The 19,931-nt window shown below is 70.2% G+C and carries 10 protein-coding genes; 8 read left to right on the forward strand and 2 right to left on the reverse strand.

Annotation, left to right across the window (positions count from 1 at the left end; all coding sequences use genetic code 11):
• Nucleotides 1-337: hypothetical protein (locus tag ACFXMF_RS30625; RefSeq protein ID WP_380020869.1), on the reverse strand; the 337-nt coding region annotated here is incomplete at its 3' end.
• Nucleotides 338-1,080: 743 nt separating this feature from the next.
• Between ACFXMF_RS30625 and ACFXMF_RS30630 the strand changes: the two genes are divergently transcribed.
• From ACFXMF_RS30630 to ACFXMF_RS30660, 7 genes are all read left to right on the forward strand, one after another.
• On the forward strand, nucleotides 1,081-2,193 hold the full coding sequence (locus tag ACFXMF_RS30630; protein WP_379992498.1) for a Rieske 2Fe-2S domain-containing protein: 1,113 nt from the start codon (nucleotides 1,081-1,083) through the stop codon (nucleotides 2,191-2,193).
• A 173-nt stretch (nucleotides 2,194-2,366) separates the two neighbouring features.
• Nucleotides 2,367-2,909, forward strand: a complete 543-nt coding sequence (locus ACFXMF_RS30635) for an EF-hand domain-containing protein (RefSeq protein WP_360306908.1) — start codon at nucleotides 2,367-2,369, stop codon at nucleotides 2,907-2,909.
• Between the two features lie 99 nt (nucleotides 2,910-3,008).
• Nucleotides 3,009-12,371, forward strand: coding sequence for an amino acid adenylation domain-containing protein (locus ACFXMF_RS30640; protein ID WP_379990564.1), 9,363 nt, complete (start codon nucleotides 3,009-3,011; stop codon nucleotides 12,369-12,371).
• Nucleotides 12,365-13,585: a cytochrome P450 gene (locus tag ACFXMF_RS30645; RefSeq protein WP_379990563.1), complete on the forward strand. Its 1,221-nt coding sequence runs from the start codon at nucleotides 12,365-12,367 to the stop codon at nucleotides 13,583-13,585. Before ACFXMF_RS30640 ends, ACFXMF_RS30645 begins: the two co-directional genes overlap by 7 nt.
• Nucleotides 13,582-15,234, forward strand: a complete 1,653-nt coding sequence (locus ACFXMF_RS30650) for an NAD(P)/FAD-dependent oxidoreductase (RefSeq protein WP_360306917.1) — start codon at nucleotides 13,582-13,584, stop codon at nucleotides 15,232-15,234. Before ACFXMF_RS30645 ends, ACFXMF_RS30650 begins: the two co-directional genes overlap by 4 nt.
• A 44-nt stretch (nucleotides 15,235-15,278) precedes the next feature.
• Nucleotides 15,279-16,934, forward strand: coding sequence for a phytoene desaturase family protein (locus ACFXMF_RS30655; protein WP_379990566.1), 1,656 nt, complete (start codon nucleotides 15,279-15,281; stop codon nucleotides 16,932-16,934).
• A complete protein-coding gene (locus ACFXMF_RS30660) occupies nucleotides 16,931-17,986 on the forward strand; it encodes an NADP-dependent oxidoreductase (protein ID WP_360306923.1) in 1,056 nt (351 codons plus the stop codon). Before ACFXMF_RS30655 ends, ACFXMF_RS30660 begins: the two co-directional genes overlap by 4 nt.
• A 4-nt stretch (nucleotides 17,987-17,990) precedes the next feature.
• Here ACFXMF_RS30660 and ACFXMF_RS30665 read toward each other — a convergent pair whose 3' ends face one another.
• Nucleotides 17,991-19,031, reverse strand: coding sequence for a methyltransferase (locus ACFXMF_RS30665; RefSeq protein ID WP_379990562.1), 1,041 nt, complete (start codon nucleotides 19,029-19,031; stop codon nucleotides 17,991-17,993).
• A gap of 295 nt (nucleotides 19,032-19,326) precedes the next feature.
• Here ACFXMF_RS30665 and ACFXMF_RS30670 point away from each other — a divergent pair, with 295 nt between their 5' ends.
• Complete coding sequence (locus ACFXMF_RS30670; protein WP_379990561.1) at nucleotides 19,327-19,875, forward strand: DUF1062 domain-containing protein; 549 nt, start codon at nucleotides 19,327-19,329, stop codon at nucleotides 19,873-19,875.
• Nucleotides 19,876-19,931 lie beyond the last annotated feature (56 nt).

Below are 19,931 nucleotides of genomic sequence, written 5' to 3' on the forward strand. Positions count from 1 at the left end.
GTCCCCGCCCGCGACGGAAGATGCCCAGGTAGCCGGCGAGCGCGGCGACCAGCAAACCGCCGCCCGCGATCATCCCGATCATCCAGCCCGAGCCGGCGCCGGCTCCGGTGCCGCCGACCGCGGTCGACGACGAGGTCGGCGTCGGCTTTCGGGAAGAGGCCGGTCCGGTGCCCGTGGTGACCTCGAAGGGGGCGGAGGCGTCGGCTTGCCCGCAGTACGCCGAGACCCGATGGCTCCCCTTCGACGCGTCCTTCGGGACCACCAGTCGGACGGTGAAGCCGCCCCCGTTCGGGGCGACCCCCGTGGCGGCGGTGATCGTGGCACCGTCCCAACGCATGTCGACCCGGGTTCCGGGACGGCAGGCCGCGAAGCCGGAGCCGGAGACCGCCACCGTGGTGCCGGCACCACCCCTTGCCGGGGCCAGGACCAGAACCGCGGCCCGGGAGCCGGGGGCGGGCGTCGTCCCTCGGGGGGACGGCTGGCCGCTCTTCGTGGACGGCGCAGGCGTCGTCCTTCGGGCGGACGGAGCCACGGGCGAGGGAGGGTACGGCGGATAGGTGATCGGGGGCGGCGGTGGTGGTGGTGGAGGCGGCGGTGGAGGCGGCGGCGGTTGTGGCGGTGGGGGAGGCGGCGGTGCCACGTGGGCGTGCGCGACGCAGGTCGGCGCGCAGACCCCGGCCCCGACGCAGAGCAGTGCCCCCACCAACCCCGAGACCGCGATCAGTCGCCCGCTCCGCCCGGTCTCGGGGCGTCGGGCGGGACCGTCGCACGCCTCCACCGTGGTTCCTTCCGTGTGTCCCCGGCGCGAGAGCAGGCTCTCGACTCGATCACGAGCCACAAAAAATGCGTTCCGGCGCGCAACGCACCGGAGCGACTCCGGTTCAGACAAACACGGGACGGCACGTGTCGCATCCGGATGGTCTCGGCGACATCTGCGGCGTCGGTGCCCCCGAACCGGGCGGGAAACCGATTATCGTGAATTCGAAAGATAGTGTTGGGCATTTCGGTGAACACATTTCGGGAAACCTCCCTGGTCGGTGGTATATCTGGTCCGCCGGAATCAAATCCAGGAGGGTCGCTTTGGGATTGTCACGCAAATACGCGAATACGATCACCCAGGGACCCACCCCGGCGGATGTGGCGCGGGCGCCCGGCCTGCCCTATCCGAGCGGCTGGTCCGCGCTGGCCTTCTCCGACGAGTTGAGGCCCGGAACCGTGCTCACCCGACCGCTCCTGGGCGAGGACGTGGTGCTGTACCGGTTGCGGACCGGGGGTGTTCGAGCGGTCCGTCCCTACTGTCCGCACCTGGGTGCCCATCTGGGCCTGGCCGGGCTGGACGGGGACGACCTGGTGTGTCCGTTCCATTCCTTCGCCTTCGGTCCCGACGGTTCGTGCGTCCGCACGGGATACGGCACGCCGCCACCGAAGGCGCCGCTGGATGCGATTCCGGTGCACGAGGTCAACGGCGCGGTCTTCGTCTGGCGGCACCACGACGGTCGGGAACCGGACTGGCGGATTCCCGCCTGGCGGGCGATCGCCGGCCTGCCGACTCGGCACGTGACGTGGGAAATGGCGGGCAATGTCCAGGAGGTCATCGAGAATTCCGTGGACATCGGGCATTTCGCGACGCTGCACGGCTGGGTCCGGGCCGAACTCGGCGCGCCGATCGCGTACGAGGAAACGAATTTCCACGTGTCGATGCGAGTGCGCGAGAGCGCTCCGCTGATCGGTGAGTTCGACGTGGAGGTGGAGGTCGACGGCTATGGCCTGGCCTGCCTCCAGGCCGAGATCCACACGCCGCGCTTCGGCCTGCGGATGTACACGCAGGTGATGCCGACCGCGATCGCACCCAATCGGATGCAACTTCGGCAGGCGAACCGGGTCACGGTGACGGAGCCGTCCTGGTCGACGCCGGGCCTGGCCCGGACGGTGACCCGGGCCGTCACGCGTGCGCTGGAATGGCCGCTGTTCCGATCGAGTTGCGCCTTCACCGCCGCCGACTTCCCGATCTGGCACCACAAGCGATACCAGCAGCCCCCGCGACTGGGACTCGGGGATGGGCCGATCGGCGCCTTTCGGCACTGGGCCCGGAAGTTCTATCCGGCGGAGGGCGTCGAATCGAGGAGCGCCGCACACGCCGACAGGTCCCTCGAACGGGCCGCGCCCGAGCGGGTGAATTCACCGGGAGGGTGAACGCCACACGGTCGCGCCGGGGCGGGTCGGGGTCGAGATCGTCGACGGCGCGATCGGTCGCGCCCGGGTGCAGCAACCGTGATATCCGCGACCGGCCGTATATCTTTCATCACGCAACGCAACCAACCGTCTGTACGTGGACGTCACCGTCCGCGACGACCGAGAGGATCGCCGTGCAATCAACACTCATCGACGACAAGCCCCGGCACATGTTCGCCCTGTTCGACACCGACCGCAACGGGGTGATCACGGCGGAGGACTTCCAGCAGCACGCGGAGCGAATCGTCGGCCAGTTCCCCGACGCGGACCCGCAGAAGATCCAGGAGGTGCGCCGGCAGTACGCCGAGCTGTGGAAGGAACTGGCCGAAGCGGCCGACGCGGACCGTAACGGCCAGGTCGACGAGGCCGAGTTCGCGGTGCTGCTCCAGGGCTCGAACCAGAAGGAGGCGGCCCGTACGGTGGGGCGCCGGATGGCCGAGTTCACGCTCGCCGACACGAACGGCGACGGCTACCTCGACCGGCAGGAGATCATCCCGCTCCTGAAGGGCTACGGCGTTCAGGGAAGCCGGGTGGACACCGTCATGGAGATCCTGGACAAGGACGGCGACGGGCGCATCTCGTCCGAGGAATACGCCGTCATGCTGCGCGACGTCTACATGGGCACCGACCCGTCGTCGCCCGGAGTGGCCCTCTTCGGACGCCTCAGCGACGCCTGATCCACCGGAGACACGCGACCGCCCGTCGCCGCGACGACGGGCGGTCGTCTGTGTTCGCGATGCCGCGCACCGAACCACGACCCACGGATGTTTACGACCATGACAGTTACGAGGAACGCCGGCTGCCGCGACAAGATCGCGGTCATCGGGATCGGGTGCCGGCTGCCGGGCGGTGCGGGCGATCACCGGGCGTTCTGGCGGAACGTGATCGAGGGCAGGGACTGCCTCACGCCGACCCCGGCAGACCGGTACGACCTCGGCACACTGCTCAGCCGTGACACCGCCAAGTCCGGGCGGCTGGTGGGCGGTCGCGGCGGCTACATCGACGGGTTCGACACGTTCGATCCGGCGTTCTTCGGCATCAGCCCGCGTGAAGCGGAGCACATGGATCCCCAGCAGCGCAAGCTCCTGGAGGTCGCCTGGGAGGCGTTGGAGGACGGCGGGCAGCGCCCCGCCGAACTGGCCGGTCGCGAAGTCGGCGTGTTCGTGGGCGCGTTCACCCTCGACTACAAGATCCTGCAATTCGCCGACCTGGGCTTCGAGACGCTGGCCGCGCACACCGCCACCGGCACCATGATGACGATGGTGTCGAACCGCATCTCGCACTGCTTCGACTTCCGCGGCCCCAGCCTCTCCATCGACACCGCGTGCAGCTCGTCCCTGGTGGCCGTCGACCTGGCCTGCCGCAGCCTGCTGCGCGGCGAGAGCAGTCTGGCGCTCGCGGGCGGCACGCTGCTGCACATGGCCCCGCAGTACACCATCGCCGAGACCAAGGGCGGCTTCCTGTCCCCGGAAGGCCGTTCGTGCACCTTCGACGCCTCGGCCGACGGCTACGTGCGCGCCGAGGGCGTCGGCCTGGTCGCGCTCAAGCGTTTGGCGGACGCCCGGCGCGACGGCGACCCGATCCACGCGGTGATCGTCGGCAGCGGCGTCAACCAGGACGGCCGGACGAGCGGGATCACCGTGCCCAACGCCGACGCCCAGGTGGCGCTCATCGAGCGGGTCTGCGCCGAGGCCGGCATCACCCCCGGCGACCTCCAGTACGTCGAGGCGCACGGCACCTCGACACCGGTCGGCGACCCGATCGAGGCGGCCGCGCTCGGCCGGGCGCTGGCGATCGGACGCGGGCCGCAGGACCGGTGCTACGTCGGCTCGGTCAAGCCGAACATCGGACACACGGAGTCGGCCGCGGGCATCGCCGGCCTGATCAAGACCGTGTTGTGCCTCGAACACCGGGTGATCCCACCGCACATCAACCTGGAGCGGATCAACCCCGCGATCGACCTCGCGTCGCTGCCGTACGAGATCCCGACCCGGCCGACCCGGTGGCCCGATCACGACGGACCGGCGCGGGCCGGGGTGAACGCGTTCGGCTTCGGCGGCACCAACGCGCACGTGGTGTTGGAGGAGCCGCCGAAGGCGCCGGTCCGGCCGGCCGGCGACGAATCCGACACGTACACCATCCTGCCCCTGACCGCGCGCGACCCGGCGGTCCTGCCGGAACGGGCCGCGGCGATCCGGCGCGAACTCGCGGGCACCGACGGCACCCGCGTGTCGCTGTCCGACCTGGGGCACACGCTGGCGCACCGTCGCCAGCACCTGGAGTCCCGGCTGTCCCTGGTGTACACCTCGCGTGCGTCGCTGGAGGAGGCGCTGGACGCCTACCTGCGGGACGAGGAACACCCCCGGGTGCTCGCGGACCGCAGCCGCGACGGGCTGGGGCGGCGCCTGGTCTGGGTGTTCACCGGGATGGGTCCGCAATGGTGGGCGATGGGGCGTCGGTTGTTCGCGAGCCGGCCCGTCTACCGGGAGGCGGTCGAGCGGTGCGACCGCGAGATCGCCGAACTCACCGGCTGGTCGCTGGTCGAGGAACTCGGCGCGGACGAAGCCGATTCCAGGATCGGCGAGACCTGGCTGGCCCAGCCCGCCAACTTCGCCCTCCAAGTCGGCCTGGCCGCCCTGTGGCGCCACCACGGAGTGCGGCCCGACGCCGTGGTCGGGCACAGCACCGGCGAGGTGGCGGCCTTCCACGAAGCCGGGGTCTACAGCCTGCGGGACGCGGCCAGGATCGTGGTGCACCGCAGCCGACTCCAGCAGCGCCTGGCGGGGACCGGCACGATGCTCGCGGTGAGCCTGTCCGCCGCCGAGGCGACCCGACGCCTGCGGCCCTACGCCGACCGGGTGTCGCCGGCCGCGTTCAACAGCCCGACCTCGGTCACCCTCGCGGGCGACCCGGACGCGCTGGAGCAACTCTTCGCCGAACTGCGCGCCGACCAGGTCTTCGCCAGGTTCCTCGACGTGCAAGTGCCGTACCACAGCGCGCGGATGGACCCGATCAAGGACGAGCTGCTGTCCTCGCTGGCGGACATCAAGCCGCAGCCCGCGCAGCTCCCGGTCTACCTGACCGGTCGCGAAGGCACCGCGCAGGGACCCGAGTTGGACGCCGGCTACTGGTGGGAGAACGTCCGGGGCAGTGTGCACTTCCGGGCCGCGGTCGACCGGCTGGCCGACGACGGCTACGGCGTGTTCCTGGAGATCGGCCCACACCCGGTGCTGGGTCACGCGATCCGGGAATGCCTGGCCGCCCGCGGCCGGGAGGGGCGCACGCTGGCGTCCATCCGCCGCCGGGAGGACGAGAACGAGACCTTCACCGGGTCGCTGGCCGCGCTGCACAACCTGGGCGTCGACGTCGCCTGGGACGTGCTGCAGCCCGCCGGGCGGCCGGTGGCGCTGCCGCCCTATCCCTTCAAGCGGGACCGCTACTGGACCGAGCCCCGCGCGGTGGAACAGATCCGGCTCGGCCGGATCGACCACCCGCTGCTCGGCCGGCGCCTGGCGCACGCCGACCCCACCTGGGAAGTCAGGCTCGACGCCGAGACGTTGCCCTATCTCGACGACCACCGCATCCAGGGCAACGTGGTCTTCCCCGCGGCGGGATACCTGGAAATGGCCGTGCAGGCGGTCCGGGCGCTCACCGGCGGGACCGACGCCACACTCGCCGACATCGAACTGCGCAAGGCCCTGTTCCTGCCCGACGGCGAGTCCGCGACCGTGCAACTGTCCTTCGGGGGCGAGGGCGCCGCCTTCACCGTCGCCGGCATCACCGGCGACGGCCGGGGCCCGGCCGTGCACGCGAGCGGAGTCGTCCGGGCCGGGCAGCGCCGCCGACACGGCGGCACGCTCGATGCCGACGCGATCCGCGCGCGCAGCGCCCGGCGACTCGACGCCGGCGAGTGCTACCCGGCGTTGGCCGCCGAGGGCTATCACTACGGTCCCGCGTTCCAGGGCATCGAACAGGTGTGGACCGGCCCCGACGAGGCGCTGGCCCGGATCCGCGCGACCGCGCCGCTCGGCGACGACGCCGCCCGCCATCATCTGCATCCGGTGCTCCTGGACGCCTGCTTCCAGACCCTCCTGACGGTGCGGTTGGGATCGGCCGGCGCGGACGGTGCCGTCCTGTTGCCGCTGTCGATCGACGAGGTGCGCATCGACGCCGTCGGCGACCGGCCGCTGTGGGCACACGCGACGGTGGTGCGGCGCGGCGCCGGCGAACTCGTCGGGGACATCGCCCTGTACGACGACGACGGTGTGCCGCTCGGCCTGATCAGCGGCTTTTGTGCGGGCGACGTCGAGCGGGCGGCGACCGCGGTCGGCACGAACACCATCGACGGCTGGCTCACCGATGTGACCTGGGTCGATCGGCCGCTCGACGCGGGCGAGGCGACGGTCGACGGTGCCCACGACTGGCTGGTGTTCGCCGACGCGCAGGGGGTCGCCGACGAGTTCGCGGCCGCGGTGGTCGCCGGCGGCGGGCGCTGTCATGCGGTCCGCCCGGGCAGTGGCTACCGCAGGGCCGCCGAGGGACACGCGTGGACGGTTGCGCCCGGTTCCGTCGAGGACCTGGCGCGCCTGTTCGCGGACCTGCGCGCGGACGCGGGGGCCGTGCCCGGGCACATCGTGCACCTGTGGAGCCTGGACGTGCCGCGGCTCGACCCGGACGACGGGCAGGCCCTCGATCCGCACCTGTTCGACCGGCACACCGACACCGGCGCCTACTCGCTGATCACCCTCGCCCAGGCGCTGACCCGCGAACTTTTGCCCGCCAGGCTGCACATCGTCACCCGAGGCGCGCAGGCGGCGGCCCCGGGGGACGCGGTACAGCCGCCGGCCGCGCCCGCCTGGGGCATCGGCCGGGTGTTGCGGCAACAGGAGTTGACCGCGCACCCGGGCAAGCTGATCGACCTGGACCCGGCCGCGGCGCAGGACGCCGGAGCACGCCGAGCCGAGGCCGCGGCGCTGCTGCGCGAGATGTCCGTCCAGGACGAGGACGAGATCGCGCTGCGGGCCGAGCGCCGGCTCACCGGTCGGCTGGCGTCCGCCACCGGGCTGACCCGACCGTTGCCGCTGCGCCTGCGCGCCGACGGAAGTTACCTGGTGACCGGCGCCTTCGGCGCGCTCGGCCGGTTGTTGTGCCGCACGCTCGTCAAGCGCGGGGCCCGCCGGCTGATCCTGATGAGCCGCAGCGCCCTGCCCGAACGCGAGCGGTGGCACGAGATCGACCCCGACACCCCGGCCGGTCGCCGGGTGTGCTTCGCCAGGGAACTCGAAGCACTCGGCGCCCACCCGGTACCGGTGACGCTGGACATCACCGACGAGGCCGCCCTGACGGTGTGGCTGGCGCACCATCGGCAGACCCAGGCGCCGCCCGTTCGCGGCGTGTTCCACCTCGCCGGACAGGTGCACGACGCCCTGCTGCCGGGCATGGACCGGGAGGTCTTCCACGCCGCGTACGACCCCAAGGCGGTGGGCGGGTACCTGCTGCACCACCTGTTGCGCGACGAACCGCTCGAACACTTCGTGCTGTTCTCCTCGATCGCCTCGCTGCTCACCACGGCCGGCCAGACCAACTACGCGGCCGGCAACGCCTTCCTGGACGCGCTCGCGCACCACCGCCGCAGCCGCGGCCTGCCCGCCCTGAGCGTCAACTGGGGCCCTTGGGCGACCGGCATGATCGAGGAACTCGGACTGGTCGAGCACTATCGCGTCAGCCGGGGAATGAGCTCGCTGTCCCCGGAGACCGGCATGGCCGTGTTGGAACGGGTCATCGGCCAGGACCGCGCCCAGTTGCTGGTCGCCACCGTCGTCGACTGGCCGACGTTCCTGGCCTGGTACCCGGCACCGCCGGCGCTGGTGGCCGAACTCGCCGCGGTGGGCGATCGGCACACCGTCGTCGGGGACGACACCTTCCTGGACACCTTCCGCGGCGCCGACACCGAGGAGCGCCGGCGGTTGCTGACCGAACGCTTCACCGCGCTGGCGGCGGGCGTATTGCGGATGAACGCGCAGGCCGTCGGCCCGGACGACACACTGGGCGCCCTCGGCCTGGACTCGCTGCTCGCGATGGAGCTGCGGGCCCGCATCCACACCGAGTTGGGCGTCGCCCTGCCGGTGGTGGCGCTGCTGGGCAACGCGCCGGTGGCCGAACTGGTCGCGCAGGTGCACGTCGGCCTGGTCGAACTGCCGGACACGGACCCGGGGGACGCGGGCGACGCCGACGTCGAGCTGTTCGACGACGAGCGGCAGTTTCCGTTGACGCAGAACCAGAAGGCGCTGTGGTTCCTCAAGCAGCTCAACCCCGACGGGTTCGCCTACAACATCGGCGGCGCGGTCGAGGTCCGCGTAGAGCTGGAACCCGAGCTGATGCGCGCCGCGTTCACCGCGATGATCGAACGCCACCCGCTTCTGCGCGCCAACCTGGTCATGGTCGACGGCCGGCCGGTGCAGCGGATCAACGCGGCGAGCACGCCCGACTTCGGCGTGTTCGACGTGCGGGACCGGGAGTGGGACGACATCCGGTCGATGATCATCCGCGAGTACCGCAAACCCTACGACCTCGAACACGACCCGCTGATCCGCTTCCGTCTGTTCGAGCGCGAGCGGGACCGCTGGGTGATCATGAAGGCCGTGCATCACGTCGTCTCCGACGCGATCTCCACGTTCACCTTCATCGAGGAACTGCTCGCGGTCTACGAAGGACTGCGGCACGGACGCCCCGCCGAACTGCCGCCGGTCCCGGCCCGCTACCTCGACTTCCTCAACCGGCAGAACCGGTTCCTGGCCCGCCCCGACGCGCAGCGCATGCTCGACTACTGGCGAAGCCGGCTGCCGGCCGAGGTGCCGGTGCTCAACCTGCCCACCGACGGGCCCCGACCCGCCGTGCAGACGCACAACGGCGCCTCCGAGTTCTTCGTGCTCGACGAGGAGACGAGCGCACGCGTGCACGCCCTGGCGCGCGAGCACAACGTGACCGTGTTCATGGTGCTGCTCAGTGCCTACTACCTGCTGTTGCACCGCTACAGCGGGCAGGACGACCTCATCGTCGGCAGCCCCGTCACCGGCCGCACGAACGAGGATTTCGGCTCCGTCTACGGATACTTCGTCAACCCGCTGCCGCTGCACGTGAACCTCGCGGGCGAGCCGTCGACCGCCGAACTCCTGGCCCAGGTACGGGAGACCGTACTGGGTGCACTCGACAACCAGGAGTACCCGTTCGTGCTGCTGGTCGAAAAGCTCGGTCTCCAGCACGACCCGAGCCGCTCCGCGGTGTTCCAGGCGATGTTCATCCTGCTCACCCACAAGGTCGCCACCGAGCACTGGGGCTACCGCCTGGACTACATCGAACTCCCGGAGGAGGAGGGTCAGTTCGATGTGACCCTGTCCGCCTACGAGGACGAGGCCGAACACCGCTTCCACTGCGTCCTCAAGTACAACACCGACCTCTTCCGGCCGGAGACGATGCGGCGGATGGCCGCGCACTACGTCAACCTGCTGGACGCGCTGACGCGGGAGTCGGCGGCCCGTCCGGCGACCGGGCTGCCGATGCTGGACCGCCGCGAGCGCGAGCGTATCGTCGGCGAGTGGAGCGGGGCCGAGCGTCGGGTGCCCCACGAGGTCCCGGTGCACGAGCTGTTCGCCCGGGCGGCGGCAGCACGGCCCGAGGCGATCGCGGTCTCGGCCCCCCAGGAATCGGGCGCGGTCCGAAGGATGACCTACGCCGAGGTCTCGGACGACTCCGCCGCGCTGGCCCACCGGCTGCGCGGGCTGGGGGTGCGCGAGGGCACGGTGGTGGCGCTGTGCCTGGACAAGACACCGGAGTTGATCGTCACCCTGCTCGCGGTGCTGCGGGCGGGCGGCGCGTATCTGCCGCTGGATCCCGGCTACCCCGCCGAGCGGCTCGCCTACCTGGTGCACAACGCCGGGGCCGCGCTGGTCGTGGTCGCGGACGCGGACGCACGCGGGTCGGCGGCCTCGGCCGGCGCCGAGGTGCTGACCCTGGACGAGCTGTGGCAGCGCGCACCCGCCGACGCCGGGGAAGCGCTGCCCGCGGTCGGCCCGGACGCGCCCGCGTACGTCATCCACACCTCCGGCTCGACGGGTCGGCCCAAGGCGGTCCAGGTCGGCCACCGCAACCTCGCCTCGGTATACGCCGGATGGCGCGAGGCGTACCGACTCGACGACGAGGTCCGGGTCCATCTGCAACTGGCCAACCCCTCCTTCGACGTCTTCACCGGCGACCTGGTCCGGGCGTTGTGCTCCGGCGGCACGCTGGTGTTGATCGGCCGCGAGCTGTTGTTCAACACGGCCCGCCTGTACGAGACGATGCTCGCCGAGCGGGTCGACTGCGGGGAGTTCGTCCCGGCGGTCGCACGCGCGCTGCTGCGGCACTGCGAAAGCCGGGACCTGCGGCTGGACTTCATGCGGTTGCTGATCGTCGGCTCGGACACCTGGAAGGTCGAGGAATACCGCCGCCTTCGCGATCTGTGCGGCCCGCGCACCCGCCTGGTCAACTCCTACGGGCTCACCGAGGCGACCATCGACAGCACCTGGTTCGAAGGCCCCACCGACGCCCTGGAACCGAGCCGGATCGTGCCGATCGGGCGGCCGTTTCCCAACAGCACTCTCTACATCCTGGACCGGTACGGCGAGCCGGTGCCCTCGGGCGCGCCGGGCGAGCTGTGGATCGGCGGCGACGGCGTCGCACTGGGCTACCTGGGCGACCCGGAGCAGACCGCGCAGCGCTTCGTGACGCTGACCCTGGGCCCGGAGCCCGACGCGAACCCGGTACGGCTGTACCGCACCGGCGACCTCGCCCGCTGGAGCGACGACGGCTGCGTGCAACTCCTCGGGCGCACCGACGCGCAGATCAAGGTGCGCGGCCACCGCGTCGAACTCGGCGAGATCGAATCACGGCTGGCCGGGTGGCCCGACCTGGACCAGGCGGTGGTGACGGTACGGCACGACCCGCAGGGGGAGGCCGTCCTGTGCGCCTACTGCGTCCCGGCCGCCGGCGCCGAACTGGACCGGCGCGCGCTTCGCCGCCACCTCGCCGGCTATCTGCCCACCTTCATGATCCCCACCCACCTGGTCGAACTGCCGGCGCTGCCGCTGTCCTCGAACGGCAAGGTCGATCCGTCCGCGCTGCCCGCGCCGCGATTCGGCGAGCCGCACGAGGCGCCGGATCCGCCCTCCACGTACTACGAGATGCGGATGGCCGAGCAGTGGACGACGCTGCTGGGCCGGGAACGAGTGGGCCTCCAGGACGACTTCTTCGAGCTGGGCGGCAGCTCGATCAAGCTGATCGAGCTGATCCACTGCCTCCAGGCGGAGTTCGGCACCACCATCCCGGTGAGTCGACTCTTCCGGAGCACCACCCTGCACGGCATGGCCACCGCCCTGGAACGGATCGACACCGGCCGAAGCACCGACGACCAGCCCTACCTCCGGTTCAACGACGGCGCCGGGCCGCAGGTCTTCTGTCTGCCGCCGGCCGGCGGGCACGGCCTGGTCTACCGCCGGTTCGCCGCGCACCTGCCGGAATACCGGCTGACCGCGTTCAACTATCTGCGCGGCGACGACAAGACCGAACGCTACGCCGACCTGGTCGAGTCGCTGCACACCGAGGGCCCCTGCGTACTCCTCGGCTACTCGCTCGGCGGCAATCTCGCCTTCGAGGTGGCCAGGGAACTGGAACGGCGCGGACGCGAGATCGGGCACGTGATCATCGTCGACTCGTACCGCATCGACGAGTCCTTCACGCCCGCCGACGAACACCTCGAAGCGTTCGAGCACGAACTGCGCGATCACCTGCGCAAGCACACCGGCTCCGAGGCCGTCACCCGAGAGACGTTGGAACAGGCCCGGGAGTACATCGACTTCTGCGGACGCAGGCCCAACCTCGGCGCGGTCACGGCCCCGATCAGCGTGATCTCCGACGAGCAGAAGGCGGAGTTCTACCTGGCCGGCCGGCCGGGCACCTGGCACGGCGGTTCGACCACGCACACGACGGTTCACCAGGGATCCGGCGTCCACGCCGACATGCTCGACCCGGACCACCTGCCCTACAACACCGATCTGGTCCGCGCCGTGCTCACCGGAGCCGGGAGGTCGACCCCACCGTGCTGAGCCGGCAGGAGCCGCCCGCCTATCCCTTCGAGCCCGGTGATGGGCTCGAACTCCATCCCAGATATGCCGAATTGCTTGGCCGACCGCTCAGCCGGGTACGACTGGCCGACGGTTCGCAGGCCTGGCTGGCGGTCCGCCACGCCGACGTGAAGGCGGTCCTGTCGGACCCCCGTTTCGGCCTGGCCGAAGCCAAGGGGTGGGCCGAGGAGCGCAGCGAGGGCGCACCACCGGGCAACGGCGGCCTGATGTCCCTGGACCCGCCCGAACACACCAGGCTGCGGTCCCTGGTCGGCGGCGCGTTCGGCGCGCGCCGGGTCGAGCGACTGCGATCGCGTGCGCAGGAGGTCGCCGAAGAACTCCTGGACCGGATCGTCGAGTCGAAGCAGCCTTCGGTCGATCTGATGGAGCGGTTCGCCATCCCGTTGCCGACCACCGTGAACTGCGAACTGCTGGGCGTGCCCGACGAGTACGGCCGGTTCTGGAGCTGGGTGGAGGCCACCCTGTTCGGCGCGTCGACGGCCGAACAACTTCGGCGGGCCGCCGCCGAGTTCGCCTCGCGTACCGCCGCACTGGTGGCGCTGCGGCGCGACACGCCGGGCGACGACCTGCTCGGCTCGCTGCTGCAAGCCTGTGATCGGGACGGCCGGATCACCGAGAAGGAGCTGTCGGCCCTGGTGGGCGATCTGCTCGTCGCGGGCTTCGTCACGGTTGCCCGTCAGATCGCCGTCTCCCTTTACCATCTGATCGGCCGCCCCGACATGTTGTCGCGACTGCGTGCGCACCCGGAGCAGATTCCCCGCGCCGCCGAGGAACTGCTGCGCTACGTACAGCTCATCGAGTCCACCCTCCCGCGTCGTGCCGGCGAGGACGTGCGGCTCGGCGGCGTCCTGGTCCGGGCCGGCGACATTGTGGTACCGGCGCCGGCGGCGGCCAATCGGGATCCCGCGGTCTTCCCGGAGGCGGACCGCCTCGACCTCGCTCGAAACGACGGCGCGCACCTCGGCTTCGGGCACGGCGCGCACTACTGCCTCGGCGCTCACGTGGCGCGGCTGGAGCTCCAGGTGGCGTTGGAGACGGCGCTGCGCCGGCTGCCCGGCCTGCGCCTCGCGGTGCCGCCGGCCGAACTGCGGTGGACCACCGAAGGCATCGCGGCCGGTCTTCGTGAACTACCCGTCACCTTCGATCGTCGTGTCGGTGGGGTCGGTCGCCGATGACGGGGGAGGACGAGCAGGACTGGGCCGTGCGGGAGCGGCGTCCGGGGGGCAAGCCTCGGGTCATCATCATCGGTGCGGGCATCGGCGGGATGGCCACCGGCTGTTACGCGCAGATGAGCGGGATGCAGACCCGGATCCTGGAGAAGCATGTCCTGCCCGGCGGTTGTTGTACCGCCTGGTCGCGCGACGGCTATCTCTTCGACTATTGCATCGAGTGGATGACCGGCACCGGCTCCGGCAACGACGCGGCCCGGATCTGGCGCGAACTCGGCGCGCTCGACGGCAAGACGGTGACCAACTTCGAGATGTTCAACCGGATCGTCGACGAGCACGGCCGGGCGGTGACGTTCTACAACCACCCCGACCGGCTGGAGCGGCACCTGCTGGAGATCTCGCCGGCCGACGCCCGCCTCATCCGCGCCTTCTGCCGCGACCTGAGACGGTTCATCGGCCTCAACCACTACCCGTTCCTGACCGCGGCCCCGCTTCGGACCGTGCGCGAGAAGCTCGACGCACTGCGCACCATCCTGCCGTGCTTCGGCCTGCTCTGGCGCACCTCCACCACCAGGATGGAGAGCTTCTGCGGCAAATTCCGCGACCCGCTGCTTCGCCGAGCCTTCCCCTACATCTTCTTCCAGGACCACGAGGTCTTCCCGCTGTTGCCCTACCTGTTCAACATGGCCAGCGCCTACCACGGCAACGCCGGTTTCCCGCAAGGGGGTTCGCTGGGTCTGTCGCGTTCCGTCGAGGAGCGCTACACCTCGCTGGGCGGCCGGATCAGCTACCGTGCCCGGGCCACCCGCATCCTGGTCGACCGGGACCGCGCGATCGGCGTCGAACTCAAGGACGGGACGCGCCACTACGCCGACCACGTCGTCTCCGCCTGTGACGGCTACACCACGATCCACGGGCTGTTGGGCGGGCGCTACACCAATCCGACCATCGACACCCTCTACACCGAGACCCTGCACAAGCCGGAACTGGTCTACCCGGGCGTGGTCTCCGCCTTCGTCGGCCTGGTCGGCGATGTCCCCGAGGCCCCACACAGCACCACGTACCTGCTGTCCCGGCGCGACGGTGCCGCCTTACCGGCCGCGCAGCAACAGAGCCTGGTGGTGCAGATGCGGTCGCGCTACTGCGACTCCTTCGCGCCCCCGGGCCGGTCGGTGATCCACTGCACCTATTTCAGCGACTTCGCGTACTGGAAGACCCTGCGCACCACCGACCGCCGGGAATACCGCGCCCGCAAGGCCGAAGTCGCCGCTTTCGTGCGGGACTTCCTGGAACGGCAGTACCCGGGCATCGCCGAGCGCATCGAGGTGACGGACGTGGCCACACCGGCCACGACCCTGCGCTACACCGGCAACTTCAACGGCAGCATCCTCGCCTGGAAATCCTTCACCGAGGCCGAGGACCTGGCGAACAAGCTGGTCAACCGGGACCGCATGCGGCTGCCGGGGCTGCGCGGCTTCTCGATGACCGGCCAGTGGATCGGCGGCGGCAGCCTGATCCGCACCGCGTCGGCGGGCCGCTTCGCCGCGCAGTACCTGTGTGCGGAACTGGGGCTCGACTTCACCGCGTGGGACAGCCCCGGCGCGGAACCCTGGCATCGCGGCAAGCTCGGCCGGTTGCCCCGGTTGGACGTTTGAGGAGGCACAGGATCATGCCGCGATCGCGACACGACAGGCAGTCGATGATCATCATCGGGGCCGGCCTCGGTGGCCTGTCCACCGGATGCTACGCGCAGATGAACGGATACCGGACCTCGATCTTCGAGATGCACGAACTCCCCGGCGGCTGCTGCACCGCCTGGGACCGCGGCGACTTCACCTTCGACTGCTGCATCAGTTGGCTCCTGGGCAACGGCCCGGGCAACGAGATGCACCAGATCTGGCTCGAACTCGGCGCCCTCCAGGGCAAACAGATGCGCCACTTCGACGTCTTCAACATCGTGCGCGGCCGGGACGGACGAGCCGTCTACTTCTATTCCGATCCGGACCGCCTGGAACGCCACCTGCTGGAGATCTCGCCCCCCGACGCCAAGCTGATCCGGAACTTCTGCGCCGGCCTGCGGGCGTTTCGCAAGTGCCTGGCCGTCTATCCCTTCCTCAAACCGGTCGGCCTGATGGGCCGGGTCGAACGCTGGCGCATGCTGGCCTCGTTCCTGCCGTACTTCAACGTCATCCGCACCTCGATCTCGACGCTGATGACGGACTACTCGGCACGCTTTCGGGACCCGCTGCTCCGGGAGGCGTTCAACTTCATCCTGTACGAGAAGCACGCCGCGTTCCCGGTACTGCCGTTCTACTTCCAACTCGCCTCGCACGCCAACCTGTCCGCCGGCGTCCCCGAGGGCGGCTCCCTGGGACTGGCCAAGTCGATCGAGCGGCGCTATCGAAGCCTCGGCGGTGAGGTGACCTACAACGCCAAGGTCGAGCAGGTGCTGATCGAGAACGACCGCGCGGTGGGGGTGCGACTCAGCGACGGACGGGAGTTCCGCTCGGACATCGTGGTATCCGCGTGCGACGGGCACACCACGACCATGCGCTTCCTGGGCGGTCGCTACCTCAACGACACCTACCGGCGCCTGTACACGAGCACCATCAAGGAACCGGGCATGGTCTTCCCCGGCTACGTGATGCTCTTCCTCGGCCTCAGACGCCCCTTCCCGCAGAGCGAACCGTGCACCACCCACCTGCTGGACGAGGCGCTGGCGACCAAGCTGACCGGCCTGCGCCATGCCAGCATCAACGTGCAGTTCCGCAGCAGGCACTATCCGGAACTGTCCCCCGAGGCGAGCACGGTCGTCTACGCCACCTACTTCTCCGACACGGCCCCCTGGCGGGACCTGAACGAGGGGCGGCCGGAGCAGGGCACCCGCCGGCACCGGGGGCGGAACGTACACACACTGCCGCTGCGTCACGGGCGGGAGTACTACGCGGCCAAGCATCAAGTGCGCGATGCGCTGGTGGCGTTCCTGGACGAACGCCATCCCGGGCTCAAGGACGCGATCGCGGTGCGCGACCTGTCGACCCCGCTCACCCAGGTTCGGTACACCGGCAACTACGACGGGACCGTGCTCGGTTGGCAGCCGTTCGTGGAGAGCGGCGAGACCCTGGAGGAGGAGATCAAGAAGAACGGGCCGACTCTTCCCGGCCTGGCGAACTTCTATCTGTCCGGAGTGTGGGCCACCACCGGCGGCCTGATCCGGGCCGCCGCGGCCGGGCGCCACGTCGTGCAGTTCATCTGTCGCGACGACGGCAGGACGTTCACCGCCGACATCGACGACAGCGCGCCGGCCCCGACCCACGTCGTCATCCCCGTCACACAGGAGGTTGGTAGTCGATGAAGGTTGAGAAATGGGTGGTCCGAGAGCACGCCGCGGGTGTGCCCGACGTCGACCGGATGTACGAGAAGGTGGTCGAGGACGTCGATCTCCCGTTCGGGGACGACGAGATGCTCCTGCGGACCCGGCATGTCTCCGTCGATCCCTTCCTGAACGGCCTCGCACAGGTGACCCCGCTGGGCGAGCACGCGCCCGGCCTGTCGATCATGGAGGTGCTCGATGCGGGGCCGGACGCCCCCTTCCGGCCCGGTGACCTGGTGGAGGGGTTCGGTGGCTGGCGCACCCATGTGGTCGGCGACGGGAGGGCCTACGTCTGGGACACCGGCTCGTTCCTCTTCGACGTCACGCCGTACCGCAAGCTCCACCCGGAGCACTACGACGACACGCTGCCGATCACGACGGCGTTGGGAGTGCTGGGAGTTCCCGGGTTGACGGCCTGGGGGACGATGACCAAGTTCTTCACCGTCGAAGCCGGCGACACGGTCGTGGTCAGTGGCGCGACCGGAACCATCGGATCCCTGGTCGGGCAACTGGCCAAGCGGGCCGGTGCCCGGGTGATCGGCACCACCGGCACTTGGGAGAAGGCGGCGTACCTGCGGGAGTTGGGCTTCGACGCCGTGGTGCACTACACGCGCCGGCACGACCCCGAGCAGGTGCACGCGGCACTGCGGGAGGCCGCGCCGGACGGTGTCGACAAGTACTTCGACAACATGGGCGGCGCGATCACCGACGCGGTGTTCACCATGCTCAACCGGTACAGCCAGGTGGCGGTGTCGTGGCAGTGGGACAGCACGGTCGGGGGCGATCGGGTCGGCCCGCGTCTGCTGGAGAACATCATGCGGCCGCGCACCACGATTCGCGGCATCTACGCGCAGGACTGGTACACGGACGAGGACTTCGCCGCGCTGCACCACGAGTTGGGCGGTCTGATCCGGCACGGTGAGATCACCTACGACCAGACCGTGCACTACGGTTTCGACAACATCCCGCAGGCATACCAGGGCCTGTACCTGAACCGGGCGGGCAGCCGAGGCAAGCTGCTCGTCGAACTGTAGGCGGTCAGCCCTTCGGCTCGCATTCGAAGACGTGGTGTCCACCGGCCGATCGCCAGGTGGACAGGAGTTCGAGGTCCGCCCGTTCCAGCAGTGCGCGCAGATCCCGCTCGCCGAAGCCGCCCGTGTCCTTGCCGCACATCACCATCTGAAACAGGACATGGGCGGCGTCGGACTCCTGGTCCAGCAGCGGTTCCAGCACGAGCAGCCGGGGCGAGCCGAGACCGGGCTCCCGGGCTTCGGCGGTGCGGCGCATGGCCCGGCCCACCGCGGTCAGCAGGCACACACACGTCTGCGGCGACCAATCGTGCAGGACGTTCTTCAGCAGGTACCGGTCACCGCCCGCCGGCACCTCCTCGAAGATGTCCGCGGCCCGGAAGGAGATCCGGTCGGCGATCGGCCGTCCGGCGGACGCGCCCAGCGTCGCCTCGCCCCGGGCGCACACGGCCGGCCGATCGACACACACCCCGCGCAGGTGGGGATGGCCGGCCAGCACCCCGGCGAGCGTCGTGCCGTCGCCGCCGCCGACGTCGATCAGCGTGTCGACCTGCGCGAAGTCGTACTCCTGCGCAAGCGCGGCCGCCGTCGGGCGAGCCAGCTCCGACATCGCCGCGTCGAAGATTTCGCCGGTGTCCGGACTGCTCTCCAGGAATTCGTAGAGCGACATGCCGAAGACTCGGTGAAAGCCGGAGTGCCCGGTGCGGACCGTGCCCAGGAGGGCTGCGAAGGCGTCGTCGTACGTTTCCGCCGTCAGGATGCACAGGTTGCGGACGGACCGCGGATGATCGGCGCGCAGCGACGCGTAGTGCTCGCTCAACGCGAATCCGCCGTTCGTGTCCCGGGTGAAGACCCCGTACAACGCCAGGGTCTGCATCACCCGGGCCAGGACCTCCGGATCCGACTCCGTGCGCCGGGCGATCTCGTGCGCGGACATCGCTCCGCCACTCACGAGGTCGGCGATGCCGAGCCTCGCCACCACCGCCAACGCCCTGGCCGAACAGCCCCCGGCGGCAAGCCGTACGGCCTGCATCTCGTCCCCGTCGTCCACGTGCGCTCCCGACTGAAGTGGCACCGACCGCGGCGGCCCGACGGCGCGCCCTCCCCAACCAACGATCGGCCGATCCGGAAGCAACGCGGAGATTGCCCGGCGGGTACGGGTGTCGGAAAACCGGTTGAGCAGTGCCGGTGTGCGCGATTACCGTGCCGTCGAACCGAGCCGTCCAGTGAAGGACATGCCGTTGTACACCGTGTGAGACCTCCCGAGTGCTGATTGGTCGCGCGTCGCACCCTGTGCGCCGTGCTGCTTCCTGCTGCGGACTTCTCGCTGAAACCGGTGTACTTCTGTGCTCAACGTCTGGGTGGTCATGCCCACCTGCCTGCCGCTCGTTCTCCGCCGCTGCCATGCCTGCGGGTCCGAGTACTTCCGGGCCGACGGCAAATTTCGCGTCAACGCGCACCACAAGCTCATCGATGCCTGGCTCCTCGCGCTTTGTACGGCGTGTGGGGCAACGGCGAAGCTCACCGTCCTGGAGCGGACGAACGTGCGCTCCGTGCGACCCGAACTGCTGGACCGCCTGCACGACAACGACCTCGATCTGGCCGCCGAGCTGCTTCGGGATCCGGCGATGCGGCGCCGAAATCGCATCGCCCTCGACTGGGACCACGCCTGGCGCCTGGACAGCGGCGGGGCGGATCGTCCGGACGGCGAGGCGATCGACGTCTCGGTGCGTTTCGCGGCGCGAATACCGGTCCGACCGGTGCGACTGATCGCCGAAGGGCTCGGCCTCTCCCGGGCCGAGGTCGAGCGAGCGATCACACAGGGCAAGCTCGTGTCGGCGGTCCGCTTGAGCAGCAGACTCTCCGACGACTTCACCTTCACGCTCAAGCACTGACCCCTCCCCTGAACCGGGACCGGTCCACAAAGTGTTGCCGGACCGGCCCCGGTTCG

This window comes from Embleya sp. NPDC059213, assembly GCF_042754445.1.
In the GTDB taxonomy this organism is placed as follows: Bacteria; Actinomycetota; Actinomycetes; order Streptomycetales; family Streptomycetaceae; genus Embleya.